Source organism: Nostoc sp. (genome assembly GCF_036917355.1).
In the GTDB taxonomy this organism is placed as follows: domain Bacteria; phylum Cyanobacteriota; class Cyanobacteriia; order Cyanobacteriales; family Nostocaceae; genus Nostoc.
In genome coordinates this window covers 1-20,590 of record NZ_JBALDP010000043.1, presented here as the reverse complement: position 1 = coordinate 20,590, position 20,590 = coordinate 1, and the positions used below count along the sequence as shown (strand labels likewise).

Sequence of the window (20,590 nt, the reverse complement as noted above, 5' to 3'; positions counted from 1 at the left end):
AATCGCTTTAACTCACGGGATTATGTGATTACTTCGCTCCGTTATCACTGCGCTCGTAATGACAATTTAAGGGGTCTATAACGCCTGAAACCCCTTCAGATAGTACTTGTGTGTACACCGTAGCAAGCTTGGGAGAGGGACTTTGAAATTAGCTCCTCCGATCTCAATTTTGGGAAAAGGGGTTGGAGGATGTAGCAAGATCCCGCAGGGTGGGCAAATTTTACATTTGTGCAAGAGGTCTACTCAATACTGCTTAGAGCTTAACCGAACTGGATTAAGAGTAAACTGTAATTCTGACTCTTAACTCCTAAATCTTTCTACAGGTTGTTGCATGAATAAAATATACATGGATTAGTTTAGATATAATAATGACTCATTCTTTGTTGTCCTAACTGGAGAAATTAATGGGTCGCGCCAAAAAGGTTGTCCTGGCATATTCTGGCGGAGTGGATACCTCAGTTTGCATCCCCTACCTCAAACAGGAGTGGGGTGTGGAAGAGGTGATTACCCTAGCAGCAGATTTAGGTCAGGGAGATGAATTAGAGCCAATCAGAGAAAAAGCTCTGAAATCGGGTGCAAGTGAATCCCTAGTGGCGGATGTCAAAGACAGCTTCGTTAAAGATTACGCCTTTGGAGCGATTCAAGCCAACGCCCTTTATGAAAATCGTTATCCTCTAGGAACCGCCCTGGCTCGTCCACTGATTGCCAAGATATTAGTAGAAACAGCGGAAAAATATGGTGCTGATGCGATCGCTCACGGTTGCACTGGTAAAGGCAACGATCAGGTTCGCTTTGATGTCTCTGTCACTGCCTTAAACCCCAACCTGAAGATCCTTGCACCAGCCAGAGAATGGGGAATGAGTCGTGAGGAAACGATCGCTTATGGTGAGAAGTTTGGTATCCCCTCACCAGTCAAAAAATCTTCTCCTTATAGTATTGATAAGAATTTGCTCGGTCGTAGCATTGAAGCTGGTTTACTCGAAGATCCCTCATTTGAGCCACCAGAAGAAATTTATGAAATGACCAAAGCGATCGCTCACACTCCCAACGAGCCAGAGTACATCGAAATTGGTTTCCACTGTGGTATTCCCACAACTCTCAATGGGATAGCTAAAAAGCCTGTTGAGCTAATTGAAGAACTCAATCAGGCGGTAGGAAATCACGGCATCGGACGGATCGATATGATTGAAAACCGTCTGGTGGGGATCAAATCGCGGGAAATCTACGAATCACCCGCAATGTTGGTGCTAATTCAGGCACATAGGGATTTAGAAAGCTTGACTTTAACGGCAGATGTCACCCATTACAAGCGTGGGATTGAAGAAACTTACAGCCAAATTGTTTACAACGGTTTGTGGTACAGTCCACTCAAAGTTGCACTCGATGCCTTTATTCAAAAGACGCAAGAGCAAGTCTCTGGAACTGTGCGAGTGAAGTTGTTCAAGGGCAACTCTACGATAGTTGGGCGTTCGAGCGATAATTCCCTCTATACTCCCGATTTGGCAACCTACGGAGCCGAAGACAAATTTGACCACAAAGCCGCTGAAGGCTTTATCTACGTTTGGGGACTACCGACTCGCATTTGGTCACAGCAGGTTAGGGGTTAAGAGTTAAGAGTTAGGAGTTAGGAGTTAAAAAAGCAAAATACAAAAGTAAAAGTTAAAAAAATTCACTTTTTACTTTACTCCTCACTCCTCACTTAGTTTATGCTTGACTTACTCTTCTGCTGCACCTTTAACCTGGCGAGATTCCAGCCACAGGGGCACAATAATTAAAGCAGCGAGAATTAGTAACGCTGCGATCGCAAATTGACCCACCCAAGCCACCAATTGTTCTAAAGAAACTATTTTGCCAGCAAAAAAAGCTAATGTCACCATCAAACTAGCCCAAGCAACTGCTCCTAAAAAGTTGTATAAAAAGAATTTTCCAAAGGGCATTTCAGCTATACCAGCTAGTGGTGCAGCAAAAACTCGTAACAATGCCAAAAAGCGTCCAAAGAACACCCCTTTTGCAGCATTTTGACTAAATTGATCTTTAATACTCAGCAGCCGCACTTCAGAAATCCGAAATATGCTGCCAACTTTTACCAGAAAAGCCCAACCAGTAACTCTACCAATCCAATAGCCACAAGTGCCACCAATGACAGCACCCATGATTGCGTCACCGAGAACCAGCCAGAAATTTAGTTCATCGCTGCCAGCTAAAAACCCGCCCACTAGGGTCACGGTTTCACCAGGAAGGGGAATGCCTAAATTTTCTAGCAAAATTCCGAAAAAAATTGCCCAATACCCGTAATTATGAGCAACTTCCTGGATATTTTCTAGTGAAATCAGCTCTAAAGACATTCCGCACCGCCGTCTTTACAAATTTTTACTTTTACTATATCTTTGCTTGTTTTTGGGTGGGGTGTCAATCAAACTAATACATAGAGTCATTTAGTCATTAGTTTAATACTGAATAATCCATATATTTTAGTCTATGGTAACTGTTAATTTTTACTATTAACTATACAACTTTTGAGATTATTACCACATATTCATAATTTCTTAAAAAAAGATTAAAAATTTTATAGAAAATTTATAAATATCCGTTTAAATTGTGAAAATCTTGTAAAAGATACGGTTGATACCGAAATTGTTAGGCGCTTATGCCTATATTGATGAAAGTTATCACAAATTATACGACATGAATACTGAAATAATCCCTCTCAACTGTAGGACTGCGATTGCCCAAATATCTGGGTAAAAGAGTCATTTAACTGTTGAAAGAGAAGAAGTATTGATGTCTTTTTCAATTTTTTGTCAAGTGTTCCAATTACCCTGTTAAATTCATGGCTTTCACACAAGAACTTCAAGTGATTTTGTTTAAACCCCAAGGAAGCATAGATTTGGAAGGCGGTAAGGCTTTGAGCGAACAGATGGCTGGAGTAGTCCCTCAAGCTTATCAACTCTGGGTTATCGACCTAGCAGAAGTTAACTTCATGGACAGCTCTGGGTTAGTTCCTTTAGTAAAAGGCTTAAAAGCTGCACGTCAAAGTGGTTGCCGCTTGGTTCTATGCAACGTACAAGCTCCTGTACGGTTGATTTTAGAACTTACCCAACTCGATACAGTTTTTGAAATTTTTCACACTTACCAAGATATTTTTACCACCGTCAAACATAACAGTCTGGTGCTAGCAGACTAACTAATAAATCTACCTAAAGAAGGATGGCGGAGTCAAGCAATATTTGCATTTTTTCATATTCTTTTAAGATGACAGTCTGGTGCTAGCAGGCTGATCTTCTTCCTTGTCTGGAGAAGAATGTTGAGGGAAACTCATGGCTTTGAGCTAGGCAGTATAAATTTACAGATGAATGAATTTGCTTATTGGATAATCATCTATCTAAAGCAGTAATGTTCAGAAGTGACTAAAGTTGGTCAAAGCAAATGCAACTGTTTGTGATACTCCCCAGCCTTTTAAAGACAGGGTTTTTCAAATTACTCTAAGCTAATTGTTTTATATACGGCGTAACTAGTGAAAGGAAGCAGGAGGTAAGAAAGGTTAGAATATGAGCTTTGACGTTATTTCTAACTCTATAGTTATTTTTGCCTCGATCTACTACTTGGATGTCTCCAAGATGCTTCGCTGCACCAATTTCTTACCTCTTAGATTTCACCATAATGGTAATTTTAGGCATTCTGGGGAGTCGAAATATTAGTTTGTTCAGATGCTGGGCGGGGAAAATTTGGTAAATCAATACCGCTGTGACTAGCATTGCGAGTTTTGAGTGCTAAACGGTAACTCACACTTTGCAGTTCTGCTTGCAGTTGGCGGTTTTCCCGTTGTAGCGTTGCTACCTTTTCTCTCACTGGCGTCATCCGCTCCTCAAACTTCCGGCGGTAAATTTGAGGCAACTCTTGTACTACTTGCTCCAACATCCGAGTGCGATCGGTAAGTTCTTGAACTGACTGTCGCAATTGGTAAATTTCGGAGTCACGAGTTGTAATTTGCTCTTGGTAGAACGCCACCTGCTGTTCCACAGCTTGGAGTTGTTCTTGTAAAGCGTGTAACTGGCTCAGATCGCGCTCAAATTCCGGCTGCTGAGGCATAAAACTAGTATTACCCTTTACCAGCCGGAAGAGTTCTTGAGATAATTGTTGTACTAATTGATCGCGAAGTTGCAACTCCTGGCGTAGCTGCGATACTTCCGTCGAGAGAACTTGAATATTAGGTGTATCAGATTGGCTCACAGTAGCTTAAAGCTCCCATTCAGAATCTTGTCCACTCTTAGGTATAACTGCGGGAGTACTACCTTTGGCAAGTATTTGTTAATTTAGCATTCCCAAATAAGTCACGAAAAAAGAAAAAGACAAAATTTTATTGAATGGGAGTGGGGATTAGACATTTAGTTTCTTCCCTAGCTACTAGTTCCTAGTCCTCAGTCCCTAGCCCTTAAACTGTTGCAGGTGTTGCAGCTACTTTAGTGGGCTTTTCTTTTTCCTCTTTAGGGGGTTTTTCTTCTTCAATGTCCTGCTTAATTGTCAAATAGCGAATCACTTCTTCACTCAAACGCATGGCGCGTTCAAAGGGGGCGATCGCAGTTGCAGGCGCGCTGTAGTTTAACTGGATGTAGATGCCATCCCGGTGTTTTTTGATTTCGTAAGCCAGACGGCGCTTACCACGATTTTGAATTTGGATCTCCTCAGCGCCTTGATCGCGAAGCAAATTCTGATATTTTGTAACTGCTTGCTCTACCTGTTCCTCTCCGAGGTCAGGACGGAGGATGTACATTGTTTCGTAATTTGTAGTCATATTTTTCAGTTTCCTCATGGACAAAAGTGGCTGCTGATATTAATTTATACCTGACTTTTATTCAAAATTCCAGTATTAATCAACATCTGAAGCAACAAGGAACTATAATCTTACCAGTTTTCAATTTGAATCATTAGCCAAATCGCCGAAGTTTGGATTTTTTGGATGTCCCTAATGAAAACTAGGTTGGGAGGCAACCCCGATATTTCTTTTACAAGATCGATCGAGCTATCAGCTTCGCTAAGGGGTATCTTTCTTTAAGGGCATCTTATAGCGATCGCTTTTTTGCTCAAGGCTCAATCGGTTCGCTAAACAGCTAACTGACGATTGCTACCTGCTCACAGCTTCTAATCGCAGAAAAAAGGATATTCATCAAGGTTATGGCGCAGCGCTACGTGCGAATTCAAAATCCAGAAGGACAGATTTACTATGGGTTACTACAGCTATCCCTGAATGTGCAGGTGCTAGATGCTCCACCCTGGTTACAAGGACAACCCACTGATTTAACTTTGACACCAGAAAATTACCAAATTCTGGCTCCCTGCGCTCCCTCAAAAATTGTGGCGGTTGGTAAGAATTATGCAGATCATGCAGCCGAAATGGGAACTCCAGTACCTTCTGAGCCATTAATCTTTCTTAAGCCACCTACGTCGATTATTCCATCAGAGAGGGAAATTAAGTATCCTCCCCAGTCACATAGAGTTGACTATGAAGGAGAGTTAGCTTTAGTGATTGGCGATTATGCCTTTGAATGCACGCCAGAGGTAGCCCAAACCAAAATTTGGGGCTATACCATCGCCAATGACGTAACAGCACGGGATTTACAAAAACAAGATGGTCAATGGACGCGAGCCAAAGGTTTTGATACTTTTTGTCCTTTGGGGCCTTGGATTGTTCGGGAATTAAATCCAGGAGCGAGATTGCAGACTTTTGTAAATGACGACGCTAATCCAGTCCAATCTACCTGTATCGACCGGATGGTATTTTCCCCCGATGTTTTAGTTTCCTATATCAGTCAGGTGATGACGCTACTCCCTGGTGATTTGGTGCTTACAGGTACGCCGGAGGGTGTAAGTGCTTTGCATCCAGGCGATCGCGTCCGCGTAGAAATTGAAGGTATCGGTCGCCTGGAAAACACCGTAGCGGCCCGTTAACTTCTAACGCACTTGCATATACACTGCATCGGAAATCGCCGGAATTTCTGCATAACGTCCGCTCACAGACTGGATGACTGAATATGCGACTGCTCCCACTATGCCAATAAAAATGGTTGTGGATAGGGTTTGGATGGCAAAACCACCAGAGGGAACTAGTCCTACGACATCAGTTAGGATGCTAAACAAAAAGATAATGATGTCCAAAAGGATTGCTTGCATGGTGTTGAAACGAATAAAGTGACTAATTTTTTCGTTTCTTACTACCAGCAAAAATAAAGCAAAGAAAATAATCATTCCTGCATAACGCACGCCGTAGTAAATTCTCAACAATGGCAGAAGGGGCAGAAACAGTAGTTGTAATGGTGGAAACTCTGTGAGCAAATATCTACCAAATACAAAAACTTCAATTAGAGGAAGCAAATAAGGCAAGGAAGCAAAAATCCGATCTGAAACTGTTGTAGACCCGCGCCAAGACATTATGCGTTCTCCTGTGGTTAAATTTTTAATAGTTACTTGAGCTTAGGATAACGCAGTTGCTAAGTCTTGCTGAGAAATTCAACTATTCTATATGGGCTCTATATGGGCGATGCGAAAGCCCATCATACATTCATACTGGTCTGGCTGCTGTTGAGTAAGTTTGCGAATGGCTTGACCACAGCGCAGTTGACCCCCACGCCAGCGGGGTTGACCGCTCCCGTCAGCGAGTAAACAAGACTGGCAAACTTGCTCAGGGGCAAGGATTTGCTCGTCCATTAAAATGACTAGCATCGAATCCCTCCTGTAAATCTTCATTGTCAACCCACATTTCACTCAGGGGAAGACGTGTTTTGTAGCTCTTCATAGAGCCACTTCAGATAGATTGGATGCGTTTTGCGTGGTTAAGTGTTGTGATTTGCGATGGGCTTTGCGCCTAACTTGGGCGATCGCAGACGACACTTAAGAACCACATCCTACCTCTTTGCAGCAAAAATGTGGGTAATTACGATTCAATAACAATTCTCAAGTGAATTTAAATTTATTGTACGTTGTGTCTATTGCAAAGTGGAAGTTTTAGTAAAAAATAATACAAAAATTTTTGCACTAAGTTGAGCAAAGACAACTAATGGTATCCATTGCATCCCTGTTAATTTAGCACTAGGATGTGTCAAACTTAATATTCAGAAAACAACAAAAGCTTTACACACAAGCAACACGGCGACTTATTGAAATTCCCTTGAGGTGAGTAGTTAAAGGGTGAGAAGTCAAGTCAGTAAAACTGAGCTAATTTGATAGCCATTTAAGTGAGGCATTTCTAAAATACTGAGGTAAACTTGCAAGCAAGTTAATACACAATATTACTCAGCGGCTCGTCGGTCTGGGCATCACTTACAATGGAACACTGGCAATTTCTGATACAGAAACAAGGCGCTCGCTCGTGGCATATCCTAGAATCGCCAAATTTGGAAATTTTGGAAGGACACTATAGAGTTTTGGCTCGCTCTAACCTTCTTAATACAGACGTGGAAGTACGGGTAACTCACTCTTCAACTGAGGAAGTTCAACCAACGCGGCGAATTTTCAAGCGATCGCGTCGCACTAATTCAGAAGGCATAATGGCGGTAATTCCTTTTACCTACTTCCAACCGGGAGTTTGGGAGTTGCGGTGTTCCGGCGATTTGATGTCGGATCTGCTCGGTAAATCTTGGCAATACAGCGTGCAAGTGCAAGTCTTCTCGCCGTTAGCAGAGAGAGAGCCGAGGAAAAATTTAGGATCGAGTTCACCCAACGATCGCCTAGATACTGTTTCTGAAAACTTGGAATCTAATGCCTCAGCAGAAACTGCAATTACGTTATTTACGTTTGAGAAAGCGATCGCAGTTTCTGAAGAACTGGCAATTACTACAAATAGCAACCTTGATAGCACTGTTGCACCAGATGAAGGTAACTTGGAATCTAATGCCCCAGCAGAAACTGCAATTGAGCTAGATCGAGCGATCGCAGTTTCTGAAGGACTGGCAATTACTACAGATAGCAACCTTGTTACCACTGTTGCGCCAGATGAAGGTAACTTGGAATCTAGTGCCCCAGCAGAAACTGCAATTGAGCTAGATCGAGCGATCGCAGTTTCCGAAGAACTGGCAAATACTACAGATGGCAACCTCACTGTTGCGCCAGATGAAGAGAACTTGGAATCTAATGCCCCAGCAGAAACTGCAATTGAGCTAGATAAAGCGATCGCAGTTTCTGAAGGACTGGCAATTACTACAGATGGCAACCTCACTGTTGCGCCAGATGAAGAGAACTTGGAATCTAGTGCCCCAGCAGAAACTGCAATTGAGCTAGATCGAGCGATCGCAGTTTCTGAAGGACTGGCAATTACTACAGATGGCAACCTCATTGTTGCGCCAGATGAAACGGAAGAAGATGAAGATATAGTTATCGATCAGCCTGTGAGTCCTGTGTGGCTCAAAGGAGAGACGGCAGAGCAGATTTTACAAAATTTAATAGATTTAGCTTTACCCGCCTCTGAACTGCTGCCCAAAGATGAAAAGGTTACAGACTCTTCGGCAACACAACTACCGCCACCATTATTGCTAACTTTAAGTCAGGATAATTATATTGCTCGTTGGGGACAAGCTCTTATAATCAACGGGTACATAGAATTCCAAGAAAAGACAAATCTAGATTGGGATGAAACATCATCTTCAAAAAGCTTGCAGGCGCTTGAAGTAGAAATTGAACTGCGATCGCCCAAGAACTTGAAAATCTTGACCAAAGTACGGCAACCTTTATCAGATAAGGAGTTGCCCTTTACCATCAATACCTCAATTGATATTCCTGCTGATTGTGAATCTAAGCTAATTTTGGCAGATATCAGTTTGTATGGGAAATTCGCCGATGCTGGTGAAGTCATGCCGTTAGCTACCCAGTCCTTCACCATTACAGCAGATGTAACAGAATTACTGGCAATCACAGCCGCAGCAAAATCCAGTACATCTTTAAATGACCTCATAGCAACATCGGACTCATCTGCTGCTTTCACAGTAACAGAGACACCTGCTAGGCTCGATTTGAAACTATTAAATCTGGTTAAGACTCCAAAAACAGACCAGTCTCAGATAGTTAATCCATCTCCAAACACACCTTTACCAGCGCAAATTAACCTGCAAGTTCTGCGAGAAGCCAACGTGCGGACATCTAAGTTCAAGAATTCAAGCATTTCGTTGCCTCAATTACCGAAACTGCCCCCTATTCAAAATGATGCCAACCTTCCCACAGATGTTGTTGCAGAACCACAGACACCGGAGGAGCTTGTAGAAAAGGATGCTACTATAGCCACCATCAACTTACAGCAGTTGGTCATCAAGCAACGTCGAATGCCAATAATCGAGACTACTTTGCCATACTTGAAACGGCTACAAGCTTCACCAAATGATGCCGAAGAAAAGGTAGAAAATAATGTTCCTCCAGATACATTGGAAGTTAAAGCGGCTGAAGACTTACCAAAATTGAACGCAACTGTGACTGAAGATGAAAATATACCTGAATTAGTAAGTGACGCACAATTCCAGAAAGAATCTTTTGCTGAAGGCGAAGCCCCACAAAATTTACAATTCCAGGAAGAATCTGTTGCTGAAGTAATAGCCCCACAAAATGCACAATTTCAGGAAGAATCTGTTGCTGAAATCGAAGCCCCCCAAAATGCACAATTAATTACAACCGGAAACCTTTATTCATCTCCCCTGCTCAGGAAGTGGATACAGAGCCAAGGATACTCCTTGCCTGAATATATCAACGAGCTGCAACCTCAAGATTACAATAACTATGTTCCACCGCAGCAGATACCCCTTCCTCCTAGTGCAGAAAATGCGAATGTTGATGTTAACTTGCCATTAGACCTAGATGCCAACACAGAGAATAATCTGAACGAAGATTGGAATAGTTCACAACTTCTGTTGGCTGAAACGCGTCAAGGACAAGAAACATGGGAAGAAGTCGAAGGGTTGGCTCCTGAACTGGAGAACTTTGGCGAAGATATAGACACAGCGCAGGAAATAGAACTGGGGATTGGAGAAAATACGGAAATAGAAAAATTACTAGAAGAACCAACAATCTCATCAGCTCTATTAACACAAGTACCACCCCCTCCACCTCCAATAAAAATAAATATAGCGTCAGCTTGGTTGGCGCAAGAAATCGTTGTAGATGATACAGATAACGAACCGGAAGGCAATGCAGAGGAGAGTGACACCTTTGAAGAAAAGGAGCAACCACTGTTATATTCATCTTCTTCCTTACCTCTAATTGCAGCAGCCACTGAGCCTTTGCCAACTCCACATTTGTACGTGCCAGAAGGTGAATTAATTGCTGGCAAGTCTGTCATAGTGCGCGTAGTACTGCCGGAAGTTCCTCTACAAGTTGTTGTCAAGTTATGGCTTGAAGATTATCAAACTCGCTACTTACTAGATGGCCCCCATTTGTTGACAAATTTACTTCCTAATGCATCGGGAGATTTGGAAGTGATGACACAATTAAACATTCCCTTTGGCTGTTTGGAAATTCGTTTAGGAGCGATCGCACTCGATCTAACAACCCAACAGGAGAGTCACAAAGTCACAATAGTACGAACCGTGATTCCTCCAGACTTGCCAAGCTTGCAGCTAGATGAACTTCTGGGTATGTAACTCAGGTATGAGGGGCATTGGGGATTGGGTGCAAGAGGCAGAGGAGCGGAGGGGCAGAGGGGAAAGAACTTGTACAAGAACTCTCCTATGCTCCCCTGCTCTCAATTTTCCCTGTGTTAAAAATATGAAAGAATTTCAAAAATTTGGCAGAATTTGCAGTAAGCTCATCTTGAATTGTAGTGTGATTTCATAGGAACCTTTACTATGGCAACTTCTTTTTTACCTACTGTCTTGGCTAGTACTTCGTACTTGTCTGCTATCTTCGTGCCCATAATTGGTTGGGTTTTGCCAGGTGTGGTCTTCGCGTTTCTGTTTTTATACATTGAAAGCGACGATATCAGCGATATCAACTGATACTGATGTAGTCATTAGTCATTAGTCATTAGTCATTGGTCATTAGTCATTTGTAAAAAACAAATGACAAAGGACAAAGGACAAAGGACAAAGTAAAAATGACCAAAATTAATACCGCCCATCTCGTAGAGACAGGCGGTTTTTTTAACGTTGATTTCTCAACAAATGCTAGAAAAATTCTAACTTATAGTATTCGGTTCAAACTAACTAATGTTAAATCGAAGAACCGAGTCCGGCGTAGGCACCATAAAAGAAAATGCCCAAGACTGTAATTATACCTAAACCTGCGATCGTAGCGACGACCCACAGGGGAATTCTCCCACTTCCAGACACAGCTTCTCTCCTCCTTTAACAACAAATCAACACACGGTCAATAAACAAAGACTAACAACAAGTAGTTCCAATTAGTTAAAGAAGTAACTGGAAAACAGAATCCCCAGAACGAAAACTAGTAGTAGTCCCAGGTATAGCGAAGTCCGGTTTAGTTCAACCGGCTGATTATTGGGATTGGGCGATCTTTCTGCCATAGTTGCTCCTAACGTTGAATAAATTGCATTGCGGCGATCGCGCCCAAAAAGAATACAGTTGGTACACCTAAGGTGTGTACTGCCAGCCATCTAACGGTAAAAATTGGATAGGTAACTGGTTGATTGATGTTGTTTCCGCTAGTCATGATTTCAAACTACTTTCCAATAAATTCTTCAACTTGTTTTTTAGCTTCAAAACGGTTCTTCACAATGGGCACTTCCTGCCGTGCTGGTGTGAAATACTCGTTGGGGCGGGGTGTACCAAAAGCATCATAAGCCAGTCCGGTGCTGACAAATAGCCAACCAGCAATAAATAATGCCGGGATGGTGATGCTGTGAATTACCCAGTAACGAACGCTAGTAATGATGTCCGAAAACGGACGTTCTCCAGTGGTACCTGACATTTAGATCCCTACCTTATACATAGAGTGTTATTGAGTTTATTATCCTACAAAGATAAGAAAGAGTTACAAGTTGCAACGTTCTTCTCAGAAATTGTACGTTGGGAATGGGGCATTGGAAGAAGCAGAGGGGCAAAGGGGAAATAACCTACTGCAACTTCTTCTCTGCTCAATACTTGTCGGGTTTTGGGGGAAAGGGACTCATGTTAAAGGGGAAAAACCTTATATATCGAGCTTTCCAATCCTTTTACCTTTACCCTTTACCCTTTAACCGAGCAGTATTGCTCCCCTGCTCATTAAGCCGCCTCTGGGGAAGTTTTTTCAGGGTTTGGTAGATATTTGAGCAAAACGCCGCGATCGCCAATTATAAATCCCCGCTCTGGCTCTAAGAACACAATCTTGTACAAATTAGCCGCAACTTCTTCTATGTCACGGTCTTTTTCCCAGGTTTTGCCACCGTCGCCACTGCGTAGTAAATTACCGCTACCGCCACCTACCCAAATTTCATCGGGTGTGCGATATGCCAAATCCAGTAAACCCCAACTGGTGGATAATTCTGGATATTTTGCCTCTTGCCATTCTTCAGGTTTAGTTGGGTCACTAAACTGAACTTGACCTCCTCTAGCTAGCAACCACAATTGCCCATTGTCACCAAAGCCCATGTTTTCTACTCGCCGAGAACTATTGCGGTTATGGGGAACCCAAGCATTTTGGCCTGGTTCCCAAGTCGAGTAGAAGCTACCCTTAGCAGAAACAGCAATATATTTCCCATCAGCAGAACGTTCCAAGTTACGCACCACACCGACTGCTGATTCCACCTGGGCTTTCCAGTTTTTGCCGCCGTCTGTGGTCTTATATATGGCTCCAACATTAGTAGCCATTTCCGCTGTATTGTCTGCTAACGCCTTAACTGCGATCGGGCTACCTGGTAGCTTTTCGCTCAAGGGGATACGCGACCAAGAAGCACCTTCATCGGTTGTGTGTAGTAAAAGTCCAGGCTCTCCCGCAATCCAGCCTTCTTTACCTGCAAAACTTACTGAGTCAAAGCGATACTTCTGCTCATCCAGTTGCAGTGTTATTGGTTTCCAGGTATTACCACCGTCATTGGTTTCCAATAGGGTGGCATTGCTACCGACTAAATAGCCATGCTCAAGGTTATTAGTAAAAGCAATATCCAATAAATTTGAGTCTGTTGGCACAGAAATGACTTTCCAAGGGTTGTAGCTAACAGAGGGAACTTGGCTACAACCTATGCACATCAGGACTACTATTAACAAGGCAAATATTCGTTGCCAACCTTTCACAATTGAATGCATCAGTATTTCTTAGTTATTTCTAAATTTTTGTAGGAGTTGGCAGCCAGGATGCTGTAAAGTCCTGGCTTTTTCATTTTGAATTTTGTTAGCGCAGTGTAAAGCCTCTGGTAGAGAGCGTTATTTGGAATTGTTTAAAGGCTGTCATTGTAAGCCGTAAAGACTGATAAAAAACAAGAAGCCAAGAGCCAAAGCACCAAAAATTAGGATATTCTTTTGGGTTGGCGTTAGGTTGTTAACACCCAAACCATAACCGAGATTTTCTTTAAAGCCGGATGCAGTACCGGCAGGGCCGATGTTTGCAAAAGCGGTCTTTTTCGCAGAACAAACTGGACAGCGCCAATTTATGGGCAGTTCTGCAAAAAGTGTCCCTGAAGGAATATCATCTTTGTCGTCTCCCTTTTCGGGTTCGTAAACATAACCGCAGGCGCGACACTCGTAGCGGTCTAACACCGTAGTCTCAACAGCTGGTTCGCTCATGGCTAAAGCCTCGCAAAGGAGAAATCTTAAATATACGTTAAAAATTATGACATAATTGTTAGACTTTTCTATCACTAGCAAAAGCGAATCAAATACTTGAAGTCCGTCTGTTTCCCAGATTTCAGAAAAACCAAACAGATATAATGTAAAAGAAAGTTACGCAGTTAAGGGATTGGGCGTTGGGTAAAACAGTTCCGAGTTCCGAAAGTTCTGAGTAAAGAAGTGAGATTCCCTACTCAGCACTCAGCACTCAGCACTCAGCACTCAGCACTCAGCACTCAAAACTCACTACTTAAAATACTCCATAAGCGGTAGATACTCATTGTGTTTGTCCTCAGCGGTTACGAGTACCTTCTAGGCTTTTTCATCATCTGTAGCCTAGTACCTGCCTTAGCGCTCTCAGCTTCCAAGCTCCTACGACCTAGTGGTTACGCTCCAGAACGTCGCACCACTTATGAATCTGGCATGGAACCCATCGGGGGAGCCTGGATTCAGTTCAACATCCGCTACTACATGTTTGCTCTGGTCTTCGTCGTCTTTGATGTGGAGACTGTTTTCTTGTATCCTTGGGCGGTAGCTTTCCACCGTTTGGGGCTATTGGCTTTTATTGAAGCGCTAGTCTTTATTGCAATTCTTGTAGTCGCTTTAGTTTACGCATGGCGTAAAGGAGCTTTGGAATGGTCTTGAATTCTAACTTAACAACCCAGGGTAAAGAACGAATCATCAACCCCATTGAGCGTACCAATGTCACTCAAGACCTTTCAGAAAACGTCATTTTGACGACGGTTGATGACCTCTACGACTGGGCGCGGCTTTCTAGTTTGTGGCCGTTGCTGTTTGGTACTGCTTGCTGCTTTATTGAGTTTGCAGCTTTAATTGGTTCCCGATTTGACTTTGACCGTTTTGGGCTAATTCCCCGTTCTAGCCCCCGCCAAGCCGATTTAATTATTACGGCAGGGACTATTACGATGAAGATGGCTCCGCAACTGGTGCGTCTTTACGAACAAATGCCAGAGCCGAAGTATGTAATTGCGATGGGTGCTTGCACAATTACTGGCGGGATGTTCAGCGTTGATTCCCCCACAGCAGTACGCGGAGTCGATAAACTGATTCCTGTAGATGTGTACTTACCTGGTTGTCCTCCCCGTCCCGAAGCAATTATCGACGCAATCATTAAGCTGCGGAAGAAAATCTCTAATGAGTCGATGCAAGAGCGGGATAAAATTAAGCAAACTCACCGCTATTACAGCACGACTCATAACCTGAAGCCAGTAGATGAAATCTTAACTGGTAAGTATTTGCAGTCAGCAACTCGCTCTGCACCACCGAAGGAATTGGCAGAAGCGATTGGTATGCCAATACCACCTGCACTACTGACAGAAAAGGCGCAAAAGGAGGAACAAACCCGTGGCTGAAGAAGAATCTAAACCAGTACCAGCAGCGAAAGAAGAGGCATTGGTACAAGCGGGTAAAGTTTCCCAGTGGTTGACGGAAAATGGTTTTGACCATGAGTTTTTAGCACCAGACAAAAATGGTGTAGAGATAATTAAGGTGGCGGCAGATTTCTTGCTTCCTACCGCTACAGCCCTTTATGCTTATGGGTTTAATTATCTCCAGTGTCAAGGTGGTATTGACCTTGGCCCAGGACAAGAATTGGTGAGTATGTATCACTTGATTAAAGTCGGTGATAATAGCGATCGCCCCGAAGAAGTTCGAGTTAAAGTGTTCTTACCACGGGAAAATCCTGTAGTGCCTTCTGTGTACTGGATTTGGAAGACCGCAGATTGGCAAGAGCGCGAGTCTTACGATATGTACGGCATTATCTACGAAGGACACCCAAATCTCAAGCGGATTTTGATGCCGGAAGATTGGGTAGGCTGGCCTTTGCGGAAGGATTACATCTCGCCTGATTTCTACGAGTTGCAGGACGCTTATTAGAAATTGCTGAATAGAGACGCGATGAATCGCGTCTGTACAAGATAGTAGTTTCGGCAGTGATTAACCCCTTTCCGGTGGCGGAGAGGGGTTATGTTTTTGGTGTTTCATGTCAAGTTGGTTGACAAAACTTGCTGTAATTCATTGACTGTATTTACAGTTTTAATTGCCTGTTGAATTGTTTTTAATTTCTGTAAATCCGTAATTTGAGAGATTATCGCCATCAATTCTAAACCTTGATTGCCAAACTTAATTTCTAATGCTAATTCAATTCCTGAATATAATTCTTCCTTTCTTCCTCTCAGTTCTCCTAGTTCTTCCCCTTTGCTAAAAATTTCTTGATACCAAGGCGACTGCTCTAAAAGTGCCATATCCCACCTCAAAATTTGCTGAACTATTGCACTATCTAATACAAACGTAGCAAAAAATCCTAATACTGTTTCTAGTTGATTCAATTGTTCATCTGCACGTAAGATTCGCAATGCGTCTCGAATTGTAGACTCGTTATCACCTCCTTTGAGGATGGGTACAAATGGAAGTAGTGATGGTAATGGTTGTGCAAAGGCAATGTTTACATCAACTTCCCACAGGTTAATGACACGGTAATCTTGAATAGCACGTAAACCAGCAATATTTAATTCATAACTTGTAGGTATTTCAGCGTCACTTGCCTTGAGGATATTAATTAGTACTGGATACGTTGGCAAATTATATTTTTCTTCTGCAAGTGCTGCATAAGCACGCATCCTGCGCGGCATTTCTGGTTTATAGCGGAGTTGTAATTCGTTAAGAACGAGAAACTTTCCGTGCTGGGGACTTTCGACACGGATTAAAACATCACTTTCTCGACTTATCCACTGAAATTCTGAGTTGAGAATTTCGCCAGCAACAATATCAGGAATTTGCGTTACCCATTTTACCCAGTTATCAGGTGCAAGGCTGATTAAGCGTTTGGTGCTGACATCGGCGGGTTTTATCATAGGGTTGTAAACGCACTAAAAGTTATCAAATAATTGTACTTAAGACTGGATTATAGATATTCAGATTTTTGATTGGACTACTTAGAGAAAGCGTAGGCAAAGCCCGTCGTAGACATCGCACCGAATCTGAGATAATTTGAGTGCGATCGCTAAAATGTTCAGTGAGATTTCTTAGTAATCGGAATCGCTATCTCTACCGTTGTATCTATAATTTGTGGGACAATTTAATCTAAATATTTAAAGTAATATGTCAGAAACACCCCAAAACGACGGCATTTGGATCGTGACGGATGATACCCCTCAAATATCGATTCCTGATGGTGCTAAAGGCGTGAGTACTAATACACGCAGTTGGGGAGACGAAACTATCAGGGAAAGCACTGGTAGCAAAGGGGTAGGAGATGCCGTTAAGGTTAGCGCTCAAACATTAGAGCAAAATATGAGTCACTTTCTCAAATTAGTGACAAGTTTATTTAGTCAAGCTGAACAGCAAGCAAAAGTCAACTCCAAGATGCAGCTAGATGAAATTGAGCTATCGGTAGAAATTAGTGCAGATGGAGAAGTTAAATTAATTGGCAGTGGTGTCAAAGCTGGGAGTAAAGGAGCGATTAAGCTGAAGTTTAAGCGCCAAGAATCACAGTGAAATGGCAAAAAATTGGGCGATCGCGATCGGTATTAACCAGTATGATTATCTGCAACCGCTAAACTATGCCAAGCGAGATGCACAGTTAATGCAGGAGTTTCTGGGTAATGAAGCCGGATTTGAGCGGATATTCTTCTTCTCGGATGACTCTCCTGAACTTGCTGGAAAATCGACTCGCCCAACTCGCAGTAACTTGCTGCGAGTCTTACGGCAGTTATTTGACAATCCCTTTATGGGAGCAGGGGATAATTTCTGGTTTTTCTTCAGTGGTCATGGGATAAGATATGCTGACCGTGATTATCTCATGCCCTGTGATGGCGATCCAGAGGATATTGAAAACACGGCAATTGCGATTAACTTTGTGAGTGAACGCCTGCGTCGCTGCGGTGCTGATAATGTTGTCTTGATTCTGGATGCTTGTCGTAGTCTAGGTAGTCGTGCTGGCGAAGGAATTGGGCGACAAACGGCAGAAGAAGCACGTCAACAAGGAGTTATCAGTATATTTTCCTGTAGCCCACAGGAGTATTCTTATGAAATTGAGGCTTTACAACAAGGTGCTTTTACTACTGCACTACTAGAAGGGTTAGGAATTCAAGGTCAATGCGCCACGGTTGAACGCTTGAATCAGTATCTTAAGTCCCGCGTGCCGGAAATTGTTAGTAAGCATAAAAATGTGAGGCAAACACCTTATGTAATTGCTGAACCTGTGAATAAATCCCATTTAATACTTGTGCCACGATACGCAACTCTGGCGGATATCGCCACGTTGAAAAATGATGCTTACCAAGCAGAAGTAAACAGGAACTTAGATTTAGCAGAGCAATTATGGATTCGGGTATTAGCTGCGGCTTCAGGGCGAGATATGGATGCAATCAGAGCAATTCAAAGAATTGAAAGGTTGCGGTGGGAACGTCAAGAACCATCTTCACCACAACCTCGTCCTAGTATTGAAAATTCCACTAAGGGAATATTTACAGTTGAAAAAAATCCTTTAAAAACCTTTCAATTTGAAGTGGTTACGGTAAATACACAAGGCAATATTACCAACCGCCGTAATGAAGAAGCGAAATATTTTGCAGAAAATTTAGGTAATGGTGTCACCTTGGAAATGGTGGAGATACCAGGGGGAACCTTTATGATGGGTTCACCGGAAGGGGAAGCGGAACGACGAGATAATGAAAGTCCACTGCATCAAGCAACAGTTCCTAAATTCTTGATGGGGAAATATGCAGTTACCCAGGCACAGTATCAAGAAATTATGGGCAGTAATCCTTCTAGCTTCAAAGGTGAGAAACGACCTGTAGAACAAGTTAGTTGGGATGATGCGGTAGAGTTTTGTAAAAAGTTGAGCCAGAAAACAAGAAAAACCTATCGACTACCTAGTGAAGCCGAATGGGAATATGCTTGTCGCGCCGGAACAACTACACCGTTTTATTTTGGTGAAACTATTACCACATATTTAGTTAACTACAACGGTAACTATCCTTACGCTTCTGCACCAAAGGGCGAATATCGTCTACAAACAACAAATGTAGGAAAATTTCCGCCTAATTCTTTCGGTTTATACGATATGCATGGTAATATATGGGAATGGTGTCTAGATATATATAATGATAGTACGTGGCTGACTGGCAAAAATAACAACATAAAGCTGCTGCGTGGCGGTAGTTTTTTCAACTATGCCAAATATTGCCGTTCTGCCTATCGCTATGGTGAAGTGTGCGCGAATCGTCTCTACATTGTTGGTTTTCGCGTAGTTGCGGTGGCGTGAGGATTACTTGCCCTTTACACTCTTCCCCTTTTGCCCTCTGCACTTCTTAATTCTTTACCCTTCTTCACCCTCCGCTGTGGCGGATAATTTTTTTTCAGAAAATAAAAGATGTGTATTTATATCAAAACTATTACACACTACATCTAATGAAATTTCTCACTTAGTTTGAGAGTTTGAGCATGGGGCAGGTCGATTTTAGCTGCTGCGTGGCGGTAGTTAGATCAACAATGCCAGGAATTGCCGTTCTGCCAATCGCAATAGTAACGCGCGCGCGAATCGTAACAACAATGTTGGTTTTCGCGTGGTGGCTGTGGCGTGAGTACTCCCCAAAGTCAGAGTCGGTAAGTGGGAATTTATCGAGCGTACACCAGGGAGTCCAGACCTGAACCAGCGAGGAAGGCGACAACCTCCGAATATAAAACCGAGTCGGATAGCTTGGTAGGTTGCAAAACCGAACAGTTGTTCGACTCAATTAATTTTGCGACATTTAAAAGTAATTCGTAGGTTGGGTTAAGGAACGAAACCCAACACTTCCGTGATTTTGTTGGGTTTCACTTCGTTCTACCCAACCTACAATTTACTTAAGTGAACCGTATTGGGTTATAAAGGATACCGTCAATTTATTGTTTTTGAGATGTGAGTTAAGAAATGAGTGAGGGGCAATCTAATAACCTAAAGTAGATGTTGGGTTTCGTTCCTCAACCCAACCTACGATTATGATTTAGAGTTTGATGATACCCTTAGTCTTAATTACGAATTACGAATTACGAATTATTTAATGGTGCGTTGTCACAAAGGTCAACGCACCTTTATCTAAAGAAGCGGCGAGTCCAAACAATTACTTCACAGATGTCACTGTTTGGTTTACTACTGGGCGTGGCTTCTTGCGGTCTGACCTGCGCGTTCCACCAGCCATCCCATATTCATCACTATTTTTGCCATAGTGAGATGCAACATTCAACAGCATTTGCTCAGAATAAGTATTTAACTCACGTTCTGCTTCTATTAATGCATTGTGTGTCTTATCTACTATTATTTGTGCTTGATTATAAGCGGCTAGCTTTTCTCGTAATTCAATTACTTTAGTGTTGTAAGTAGCAATTGAAAACCCATTACTAAAGTCTAACTCAGGGTTAATTGTCTGCATTCCTTCAATCCGTCGTTCAGCTTTAGTCAGTGAGATGGAGTTTCGTTTCCGTTGCATATAGTTTTCCTATTTGGATTTATTTATAAATAACCCTGACTTTATACACTGAGTTATTTATATATCATCAAAATACGCAACAAGCAGATGCACCAGCCACAGTGAAGTTACAGAATTATAAAAGCATTGGATGGCATTAGCCAACTAGATAGATGCGGGTATATTTGCTGAAATTCGTTGAGAAAAGCTAGTTTTGATGTCACAAAAGCTAGTTTTGATGTCACAAAAGCTAGTTTTGATGTTGCAAAAGCTAGTTTTGATGTCGCAAAAGCTAGTTTTGATGTCGCAAAAGCTGGTTTTGATGTCGCAAAAGCTGGTTTTGATGTCGCAAAAGCTGGTTTTGATGTCGCAAAAGCTGGTTTTGATGTC

General features: G+C 42.4%; 24 protein-coding genes. 11 read left to right on the top strand and 13 right to left on the bottom strand.

What is annotated here, in order from left to right; genetic code table 11:
• The first annotated feature begins 404 nt into the window (after positions 1-404).
• Complete coding sequence (locus V7K53_RS12345) at positions 405-1,607, top strand: argininosuccinate synthase (protein WP_335197793.1); 1,203 nt, start codon at positions 405-407, stop codon at positions 1,605-1,607.
• A gap of 108 nt (positions 1,608-1,715) precedes the next feature.
• Here V7K53_RS12345 and V7K53_RS12340 read toward each other — a convergent pair whose 3' ends face one another.
• Positions 1,716-2,345: a DedA family protein gene (locus tag V7K53_RS12340; RefSeq protein WP_335197791.1), complete on the bottom strand. Its 630-nt coding sequence runs from the start codon at positions 2,343-2,345 to the stop codon at positions 1,716-1,718.
• 485 nt (positions 2,346-2,830) lie between these two features.
• Between V7K53_RS12340 and V7K53_RS12335 the strand changes: the two genes are divergently transcribed.
• Positions 2,831-3,184 (top strand): STAS domain-containing protein, encoded by a 354-nt coding sequence (locus tag V7K53_RS12335; protein ID WP_335197790.1) that lies wholly within the window; start codon positions 2,831-2,833, stop codon positions 3,182-3,184.
• Positions 3,185-3,669: 485 nt separating this feature from the next.
• Here the strand turns inward: V7K53_RS12335 and V7K53_RS12330 are convergent, their stop codons facing one another.
• Positions 3,670-4,230 carry an Npun_F5560 family protein gene (locus V7K53_RS12330; protein WP_334928755.1) on the bottom strand — a complete coding sequence of 187 codons (561 nt, stop codon included), beginning with the start codon at positions 4,228-4,230 and terminating at the stop codon, positions 3,670-3,672.
• 202 nt (positions 4,231-4,432) lie between these two features.
• Positions 4,433-4,792 carry a 30S ribosomal protein S6 gene (gene rpsF, locus V7K53_RS12325; RefSeq protein ID WP_194042163.1) on the bottom strand — a complete coding sequence of 120 codons (360 nt, stop codon included), beginning with the start codon at positions 4,790-4,792 and terminating at the stop codon, positions 4,433-4,435.
• Between the two features lie 380 nt (positions 4,793-5,172).
• On the opposite strand from rpsF, the gene V7K53_RS12320 reads away from it, so the two are divergent.
• On the top strand, positions 5,173-5,946 hold the full coding sequence (locus V7K53_RS12320) for a fumarylacetoacetate hydrolase family protein (RefSeq protein ID WP_335005758.1): 774 nt from the start codon (positions 5,173-5,175) through the stop codon (positions 5,944-5,946).
• A 3-nt stretch (positions 5,947-5,949) separates the two neighbouring features.
• On the opposite strand, the gene V7K53_RS12315 is transcribed toward V7K53_RS12320, so the two are convergent.
• Positions 5,950-6,426 carry a Tic20 family protein gene (locus V7K53_RS12315; protein WP_335005760.1) on the bottom strand — a complete coding sequence of 159 codons (477 nt, stop codon included), beginning with the start codon at positions 6,424-6,426 and terminating at the stop codon, positions 5,950-5,952.
• A gap of 87 nt (positions 6,427-6,513) precedes the next feature.
• On the bottom strand, positions 6,514-6,717 hold the full coding sequence (locus V7K53_RS12310; protein ID WP_335197789.1) for a hypothetical protein: 204 nt from the start codon (positions 6,715-6,717) through the stop codon (positions 6,514-6,516).
• 602 nt (positions 6,718-7,319) lie between these two features.
• Between V7K53_RS12310 and V7K53_RS12300 the strand changes: the two genes are divergently transcribed.
• Positions 7,320-10,613 (top strand): hypothetical protein, encoded by a 3,294-nt coding sequence (locus tag V7K53_RS12300; RefSeq protein WP_442940486.1) that lies wholly within the window; start codon positions 7,320-7,322, stop codon positions 10,611-10,613.
• Between the two features lie 204 nt (positions 10,614-10,817).
• Positions 10,818-10,967: a photosystem I reaction center subunit VIII gene (gene psaI, locus V7K53_RS12295; protein ID WP_335055939.1), complete on the top strand. Its 150-nt coding sequence runs from the start codon at positions 10,818-10,820 to the stop codon at positions 10,965-10,967.
• 213 nt (positions 10,968-11,180) lie between these two features.
• Here psaI and V7K53_RS12290 read toward each other — a convergent pair whose 3' ends face one another.
• From V7K53_RS12290 to V7K53_RS12265, 6 genes are all read right to left on the bottom strand, one after another.
• Positions 11,181-11,300, bottom strand: coding sequence for a photosystem II reaction center protein J (locus V7K53_RS12290; protein ID WP_012411803.1), 120 nt, complete (start codon positions 11,298-11,300; stop codon positions 11,181-11,183).
• Positions 11,301-11,371: 71 nt separating this feature from the next.
• Positions 11,372-11,494, bottom strand: a complete 123-nt coding sequence (locus V7K53_RS12285; protein WP_094332364.1) for a photosystem II reaction center protein L — start codon at positions 11,492-11,494, stop codon at positions 11,372-11,374.
• A gap of 8 nt (positions 11,495-11,502) precedes the next feature.
• Complete coding sequence (psbF, locus tag V7K53_RS12280) at positions 11,503-11,640, bottom strand: cytochrome b559 subunit beta (RefSeq protein ID WP_015115279.1); 138 nt, start codon at positions 11,638-11,640, stop codon at positions 11,503-11,505.
• A gap of 9 nt (positions 11,641-11,649) precedes the next feature.
• Positions 11,650-11,898, bottom strand: a complete 249-nt coding sequence (psbE, locus tag V7K53_RS12275; protein ID WP_094348030.1) for a cytochrome b559 subunit alpha — start codon at positions 11,896-11,898, stop codon at positions 11,650-11,652.
• Positions 11,899-12,191: 293 nt separating this feature from the next.
• Positions 12,192-13,211, bottom strand: a complete 1,020-nt coding sequence (locus V7K53_RS12270; protein ID WP_335197788.1) for a photosynthesis system II assembly factor Ycf48 — start codon at positions 13,209-13,211, stop codon at positions 12,192-12,194.
• Between the two features lie 141 nt (positions 13,212-13,352).
• A complete protein-coding gene (locus V7K53_RS12265) occupies positions 13,353-13,688 on the bottom strand; it encodes a rubredoxin (RefSeq protein WP_335197787.1) in 336 nt (111 codons plus the stop codon).
• 324 nt (positions 13,689-14,012) lie between these two features.
• Here V7K53_RS12265 and ndhC point away from each other — a divergent pair, with 324 nt between their 5' ends.
• The 3 genes from ndhC to V7K53_RS12250 are packed head-to-tail and all read left to right on the top strand — an operon-like array spanning position 14,013 to position 15,626.
• Positions 14,013-14,375 (top strand): photosynthetic/respiratory NAD(P)H-quinone oxidoreductase subunit C, encoded by a 363-nt coding sequence (gene ndhC / locus V7K53_RS12260; RefSeq protein ID WP_012411797.1) that lies wholly within the window; start codon positions 14,013-14,015, stop codon positions 14,373-14,375.
• The gene (gene ndhK / locus V7K53_RS12255) at positions 14,366-15,103 is read left to right on the top strand and encodes a photosynthetic/respiratory NAD(P)H-quinone oxidoreductase subunit K (RefSeq protein WP_099103181.1); all 738 of its coding nucleotides are present in this window, start codon (positions 14,366-14,368) and stop codon (positions 15,101-15,103) included. The genes ndhC and ndhK overlap by 10 nt, the downstream gene beginning before the upstream one ends.
• The gene (locus tag V7K53_RS12250) at positions 15,096-15,626 is read left to right on the top strand and encodes an NAD(P)H-quinone oxidoreductase subunit J (protein ID WP_099103180.1); all 531 of its coding nucleotides are present in this window, start codon (positions 15,096-15,098) and stop codon (positions 15,624-15,626) included. Before ndhK ends, V7K53_RS12250 begins: the two co-directional genes overlap by 8 nt.
• A gap of 104 nt (positions 15,627-15,730) precedes the next feature.
• Here V7K53_RS12250 and V7K53_RS12245 read toward each other — a convergent pair whose 3' ends face one another.
• The gene (locus tag V7K53_RS12245) at positions 15,731-16,603 is read right to left on the bottom strand and encodes an Rpn family recombination-promoting nuclease/putative transposase (protein ID WP_335197786.1); all 873 of its coding nucleotides are present in this window, start codon (positions 16,601-16,603) and stop codon (positions 15,731-15,733) included.
• A gap of 247 nt (positions 16,604-16,850) precedes the next feature.
• Here V7K53_RS12245 and V7K53_RS12240 point away from each other — a divergent pair, with 247 nt between their 5' ends.
• Complete coding sequence (locus V7K53_RS12240; RefSeq protein WP_335197785.1) at positions 16,851-17,246, top strand: Pepco domain-containing protein; 396 nt, start codon at positions 16,851-16,853, stop codon at positions 17,244-17,246.
• A 1-nt stretch (position 17,247) separates the two neighbouring features.
• The gene (locus V7K53_RS12235; RefSeq protein ID WP_335197784.1) at positions 17,248-19,017 is read left to right on the top strand and encodes an SUMF1/EgtB/PvdO family nonheme iron enzyme; all 1,770 of its coding nucleotides are present in this window, start codon (positions 17,248-17,250) and stop codon (positions 19,015-19,017) included.
• Between the two features lie 838 nt (positions 19,018-19,855).
• On the opposite strand, the gene V7K53_RS12230 is transcribed toward V7K53_RS12235, so the two are convergent.
• The gene (locus V7K53_RS12230; protein ID WP_335055956.1) at positions 19,856-20,221 is read right to left on the bottom strand and encodes a hypothetical protein; all 366 of its coding nucleotides are present in this window, start codon (positions 20,219-20,221) and stop codon (positions 19,856-19,858) included.
• 177 nt (positions 20,222-20,398) lie between these two features.
• On the opposite strand from V7K53_RS12230, the gene V7K53_RS12225 reads away from it, so the two are divergent.
• Positions 20,399-20,590, top strand: a 192-nt coding sequence (locus V7K53_RS12225) for a hypothetical protein (RefSeq protein WP_335197783.1), incomplete at its 3' end; no start/stop codon positions are given.

Excerpts from the sequence above, each read along its gene's own strand:
- V7K53_RS12345 (WP_335197793.1), top strand. The coding sequence starts at position 405 with ATGGGTCGCGCCAAAAAGGTTGTCCTGGCATATTCTGGCGGAGTGGAT.
- V7K53_RS12340 (WP_335197791.1), bottom strand. The coding sequence starts at position 2,345 with ATGTCTTTAGAGCTGATTTCACTAGAAAATATCCAGGAAGTTGCTCAT.
- V7K53_RS12335 (WP_335197790.1), top strand. The coding sequence starts at position 2,831 with ATGGCTTTCACACAAGAACTTCAAGTGATTTTGTTTAAACCCCAAGGA.
- rpsF (WP_194042163.1), bottom strand. The coding sequence starts at position 4,792 with ATGACTACAAATTACGAAACAATGTACATCCTCCGTCCTGACCTCGGA.
- V7K53_RS12320 (WP_335005758.1), top strand. The coding sequence starts at position 5,173 with ATGGCGCAGCGCTACGTGCGAATTCAAAATCCAGAAGGACAGATTTAC.
- V7K53_RS12315 (WP_335005760.1), bottom strand. The coding sequence starts at position 6,426 with ATGTCTTGGCGCGGGTCTACAACAGTTTCAGATCGGATTTTTGCTTCC.
- V7K53_RS12310 (WP_335197789.1), bottom strand. The coding sequence starts at position 6,717 with ATGCTAGTCATTTTAATGGACGAGCAAATCCTTGCCCCTGAGCAAGTT.
- V7K53_RS12300 (WP_442940486.1), top strand. The coding sequence starts at position 7,320 with ATGGAACACTGGCAATTTCTGATACAGAAACAAGGCGCTCGCTCGTGG.
- psaI (WP_335055939.1), top strand. The coding sequence starts at position 10,818 with ATGGCAACTTCTTTTTTACCTACTGTCTTGGCTAGTACTTCGTACTTG.
- V7K53_RS12285 (WP_094332364.1), bottom strand. The coding sequence starts at position 11,494 with ATGGCAGAAAGATCGCCCAATCCCAATAATCAGCCGGTTGAACTAAAC.
- psbF (WP_015115279.1), bottom strand. The coding sequence starts at position 11,640 with ATGACTAGCGGAAACAACATCAATCAACCAGTTACCTATCCAATTTTT.
- psbE (WP_094348030.1), bottom strand. The coding sequence starts at position 11,898 with ATGTCAGGTACCACTGGAGAACGTCCGTTTTCGGACATCATTACTAGC.
- V7K53_RS12270 (WP_335197788.1), bottom strand. The coding sequence starts at position 13,211 with ATGCATTCAATTGTGAAAGGTTGGCAACGAATATTTGCCTTGTTAATA.
- V7K53_RS12265 (WP_335197787.1), bottom strand. The coding sequence starts at position 13,688 with ATGAGCGAACCAGCTGTTGAGACTACGGTGTTAGACCGCTACGAGTGT.
- ndhK (WP_099103181.1), top strand. The coding sequence starts at position 14,366 with ATGGTCTTGAATTCTAACTTAACAACCCAGGGTAAAGAACGAATCATC.
- V7K53_RS12245 (WP_335197786.1), bottom strand. The coding sequence starts at position 16,603 with ATGATAAAACCCGCCGATGTCAGCACCAAACGCTTAATCAGCCTTGCA.
- V7K53_RS12240 (WP_335197785.1), top strand. The coding sequence starts at position 16,851 with ATGTCAGAAACACCCCAAAACGACGGCATTTGGATCGTGACGGATGAT.
- V7K53_RS12235 (WP_335197784.1), top strand. The coding sequence starts at position 17,248 with ATGGCAAAAAATTGGGCGATCGCGATCGGTATTAACCAGTATGATTAT.
- V7K53_RS12230 (WP_335055956.1), bottom strand. The coding sequence starts at position 20,221 with ATGCAACGGAAACGAAACTCCATCTCACTGACTAAAGCTGAACGACGG.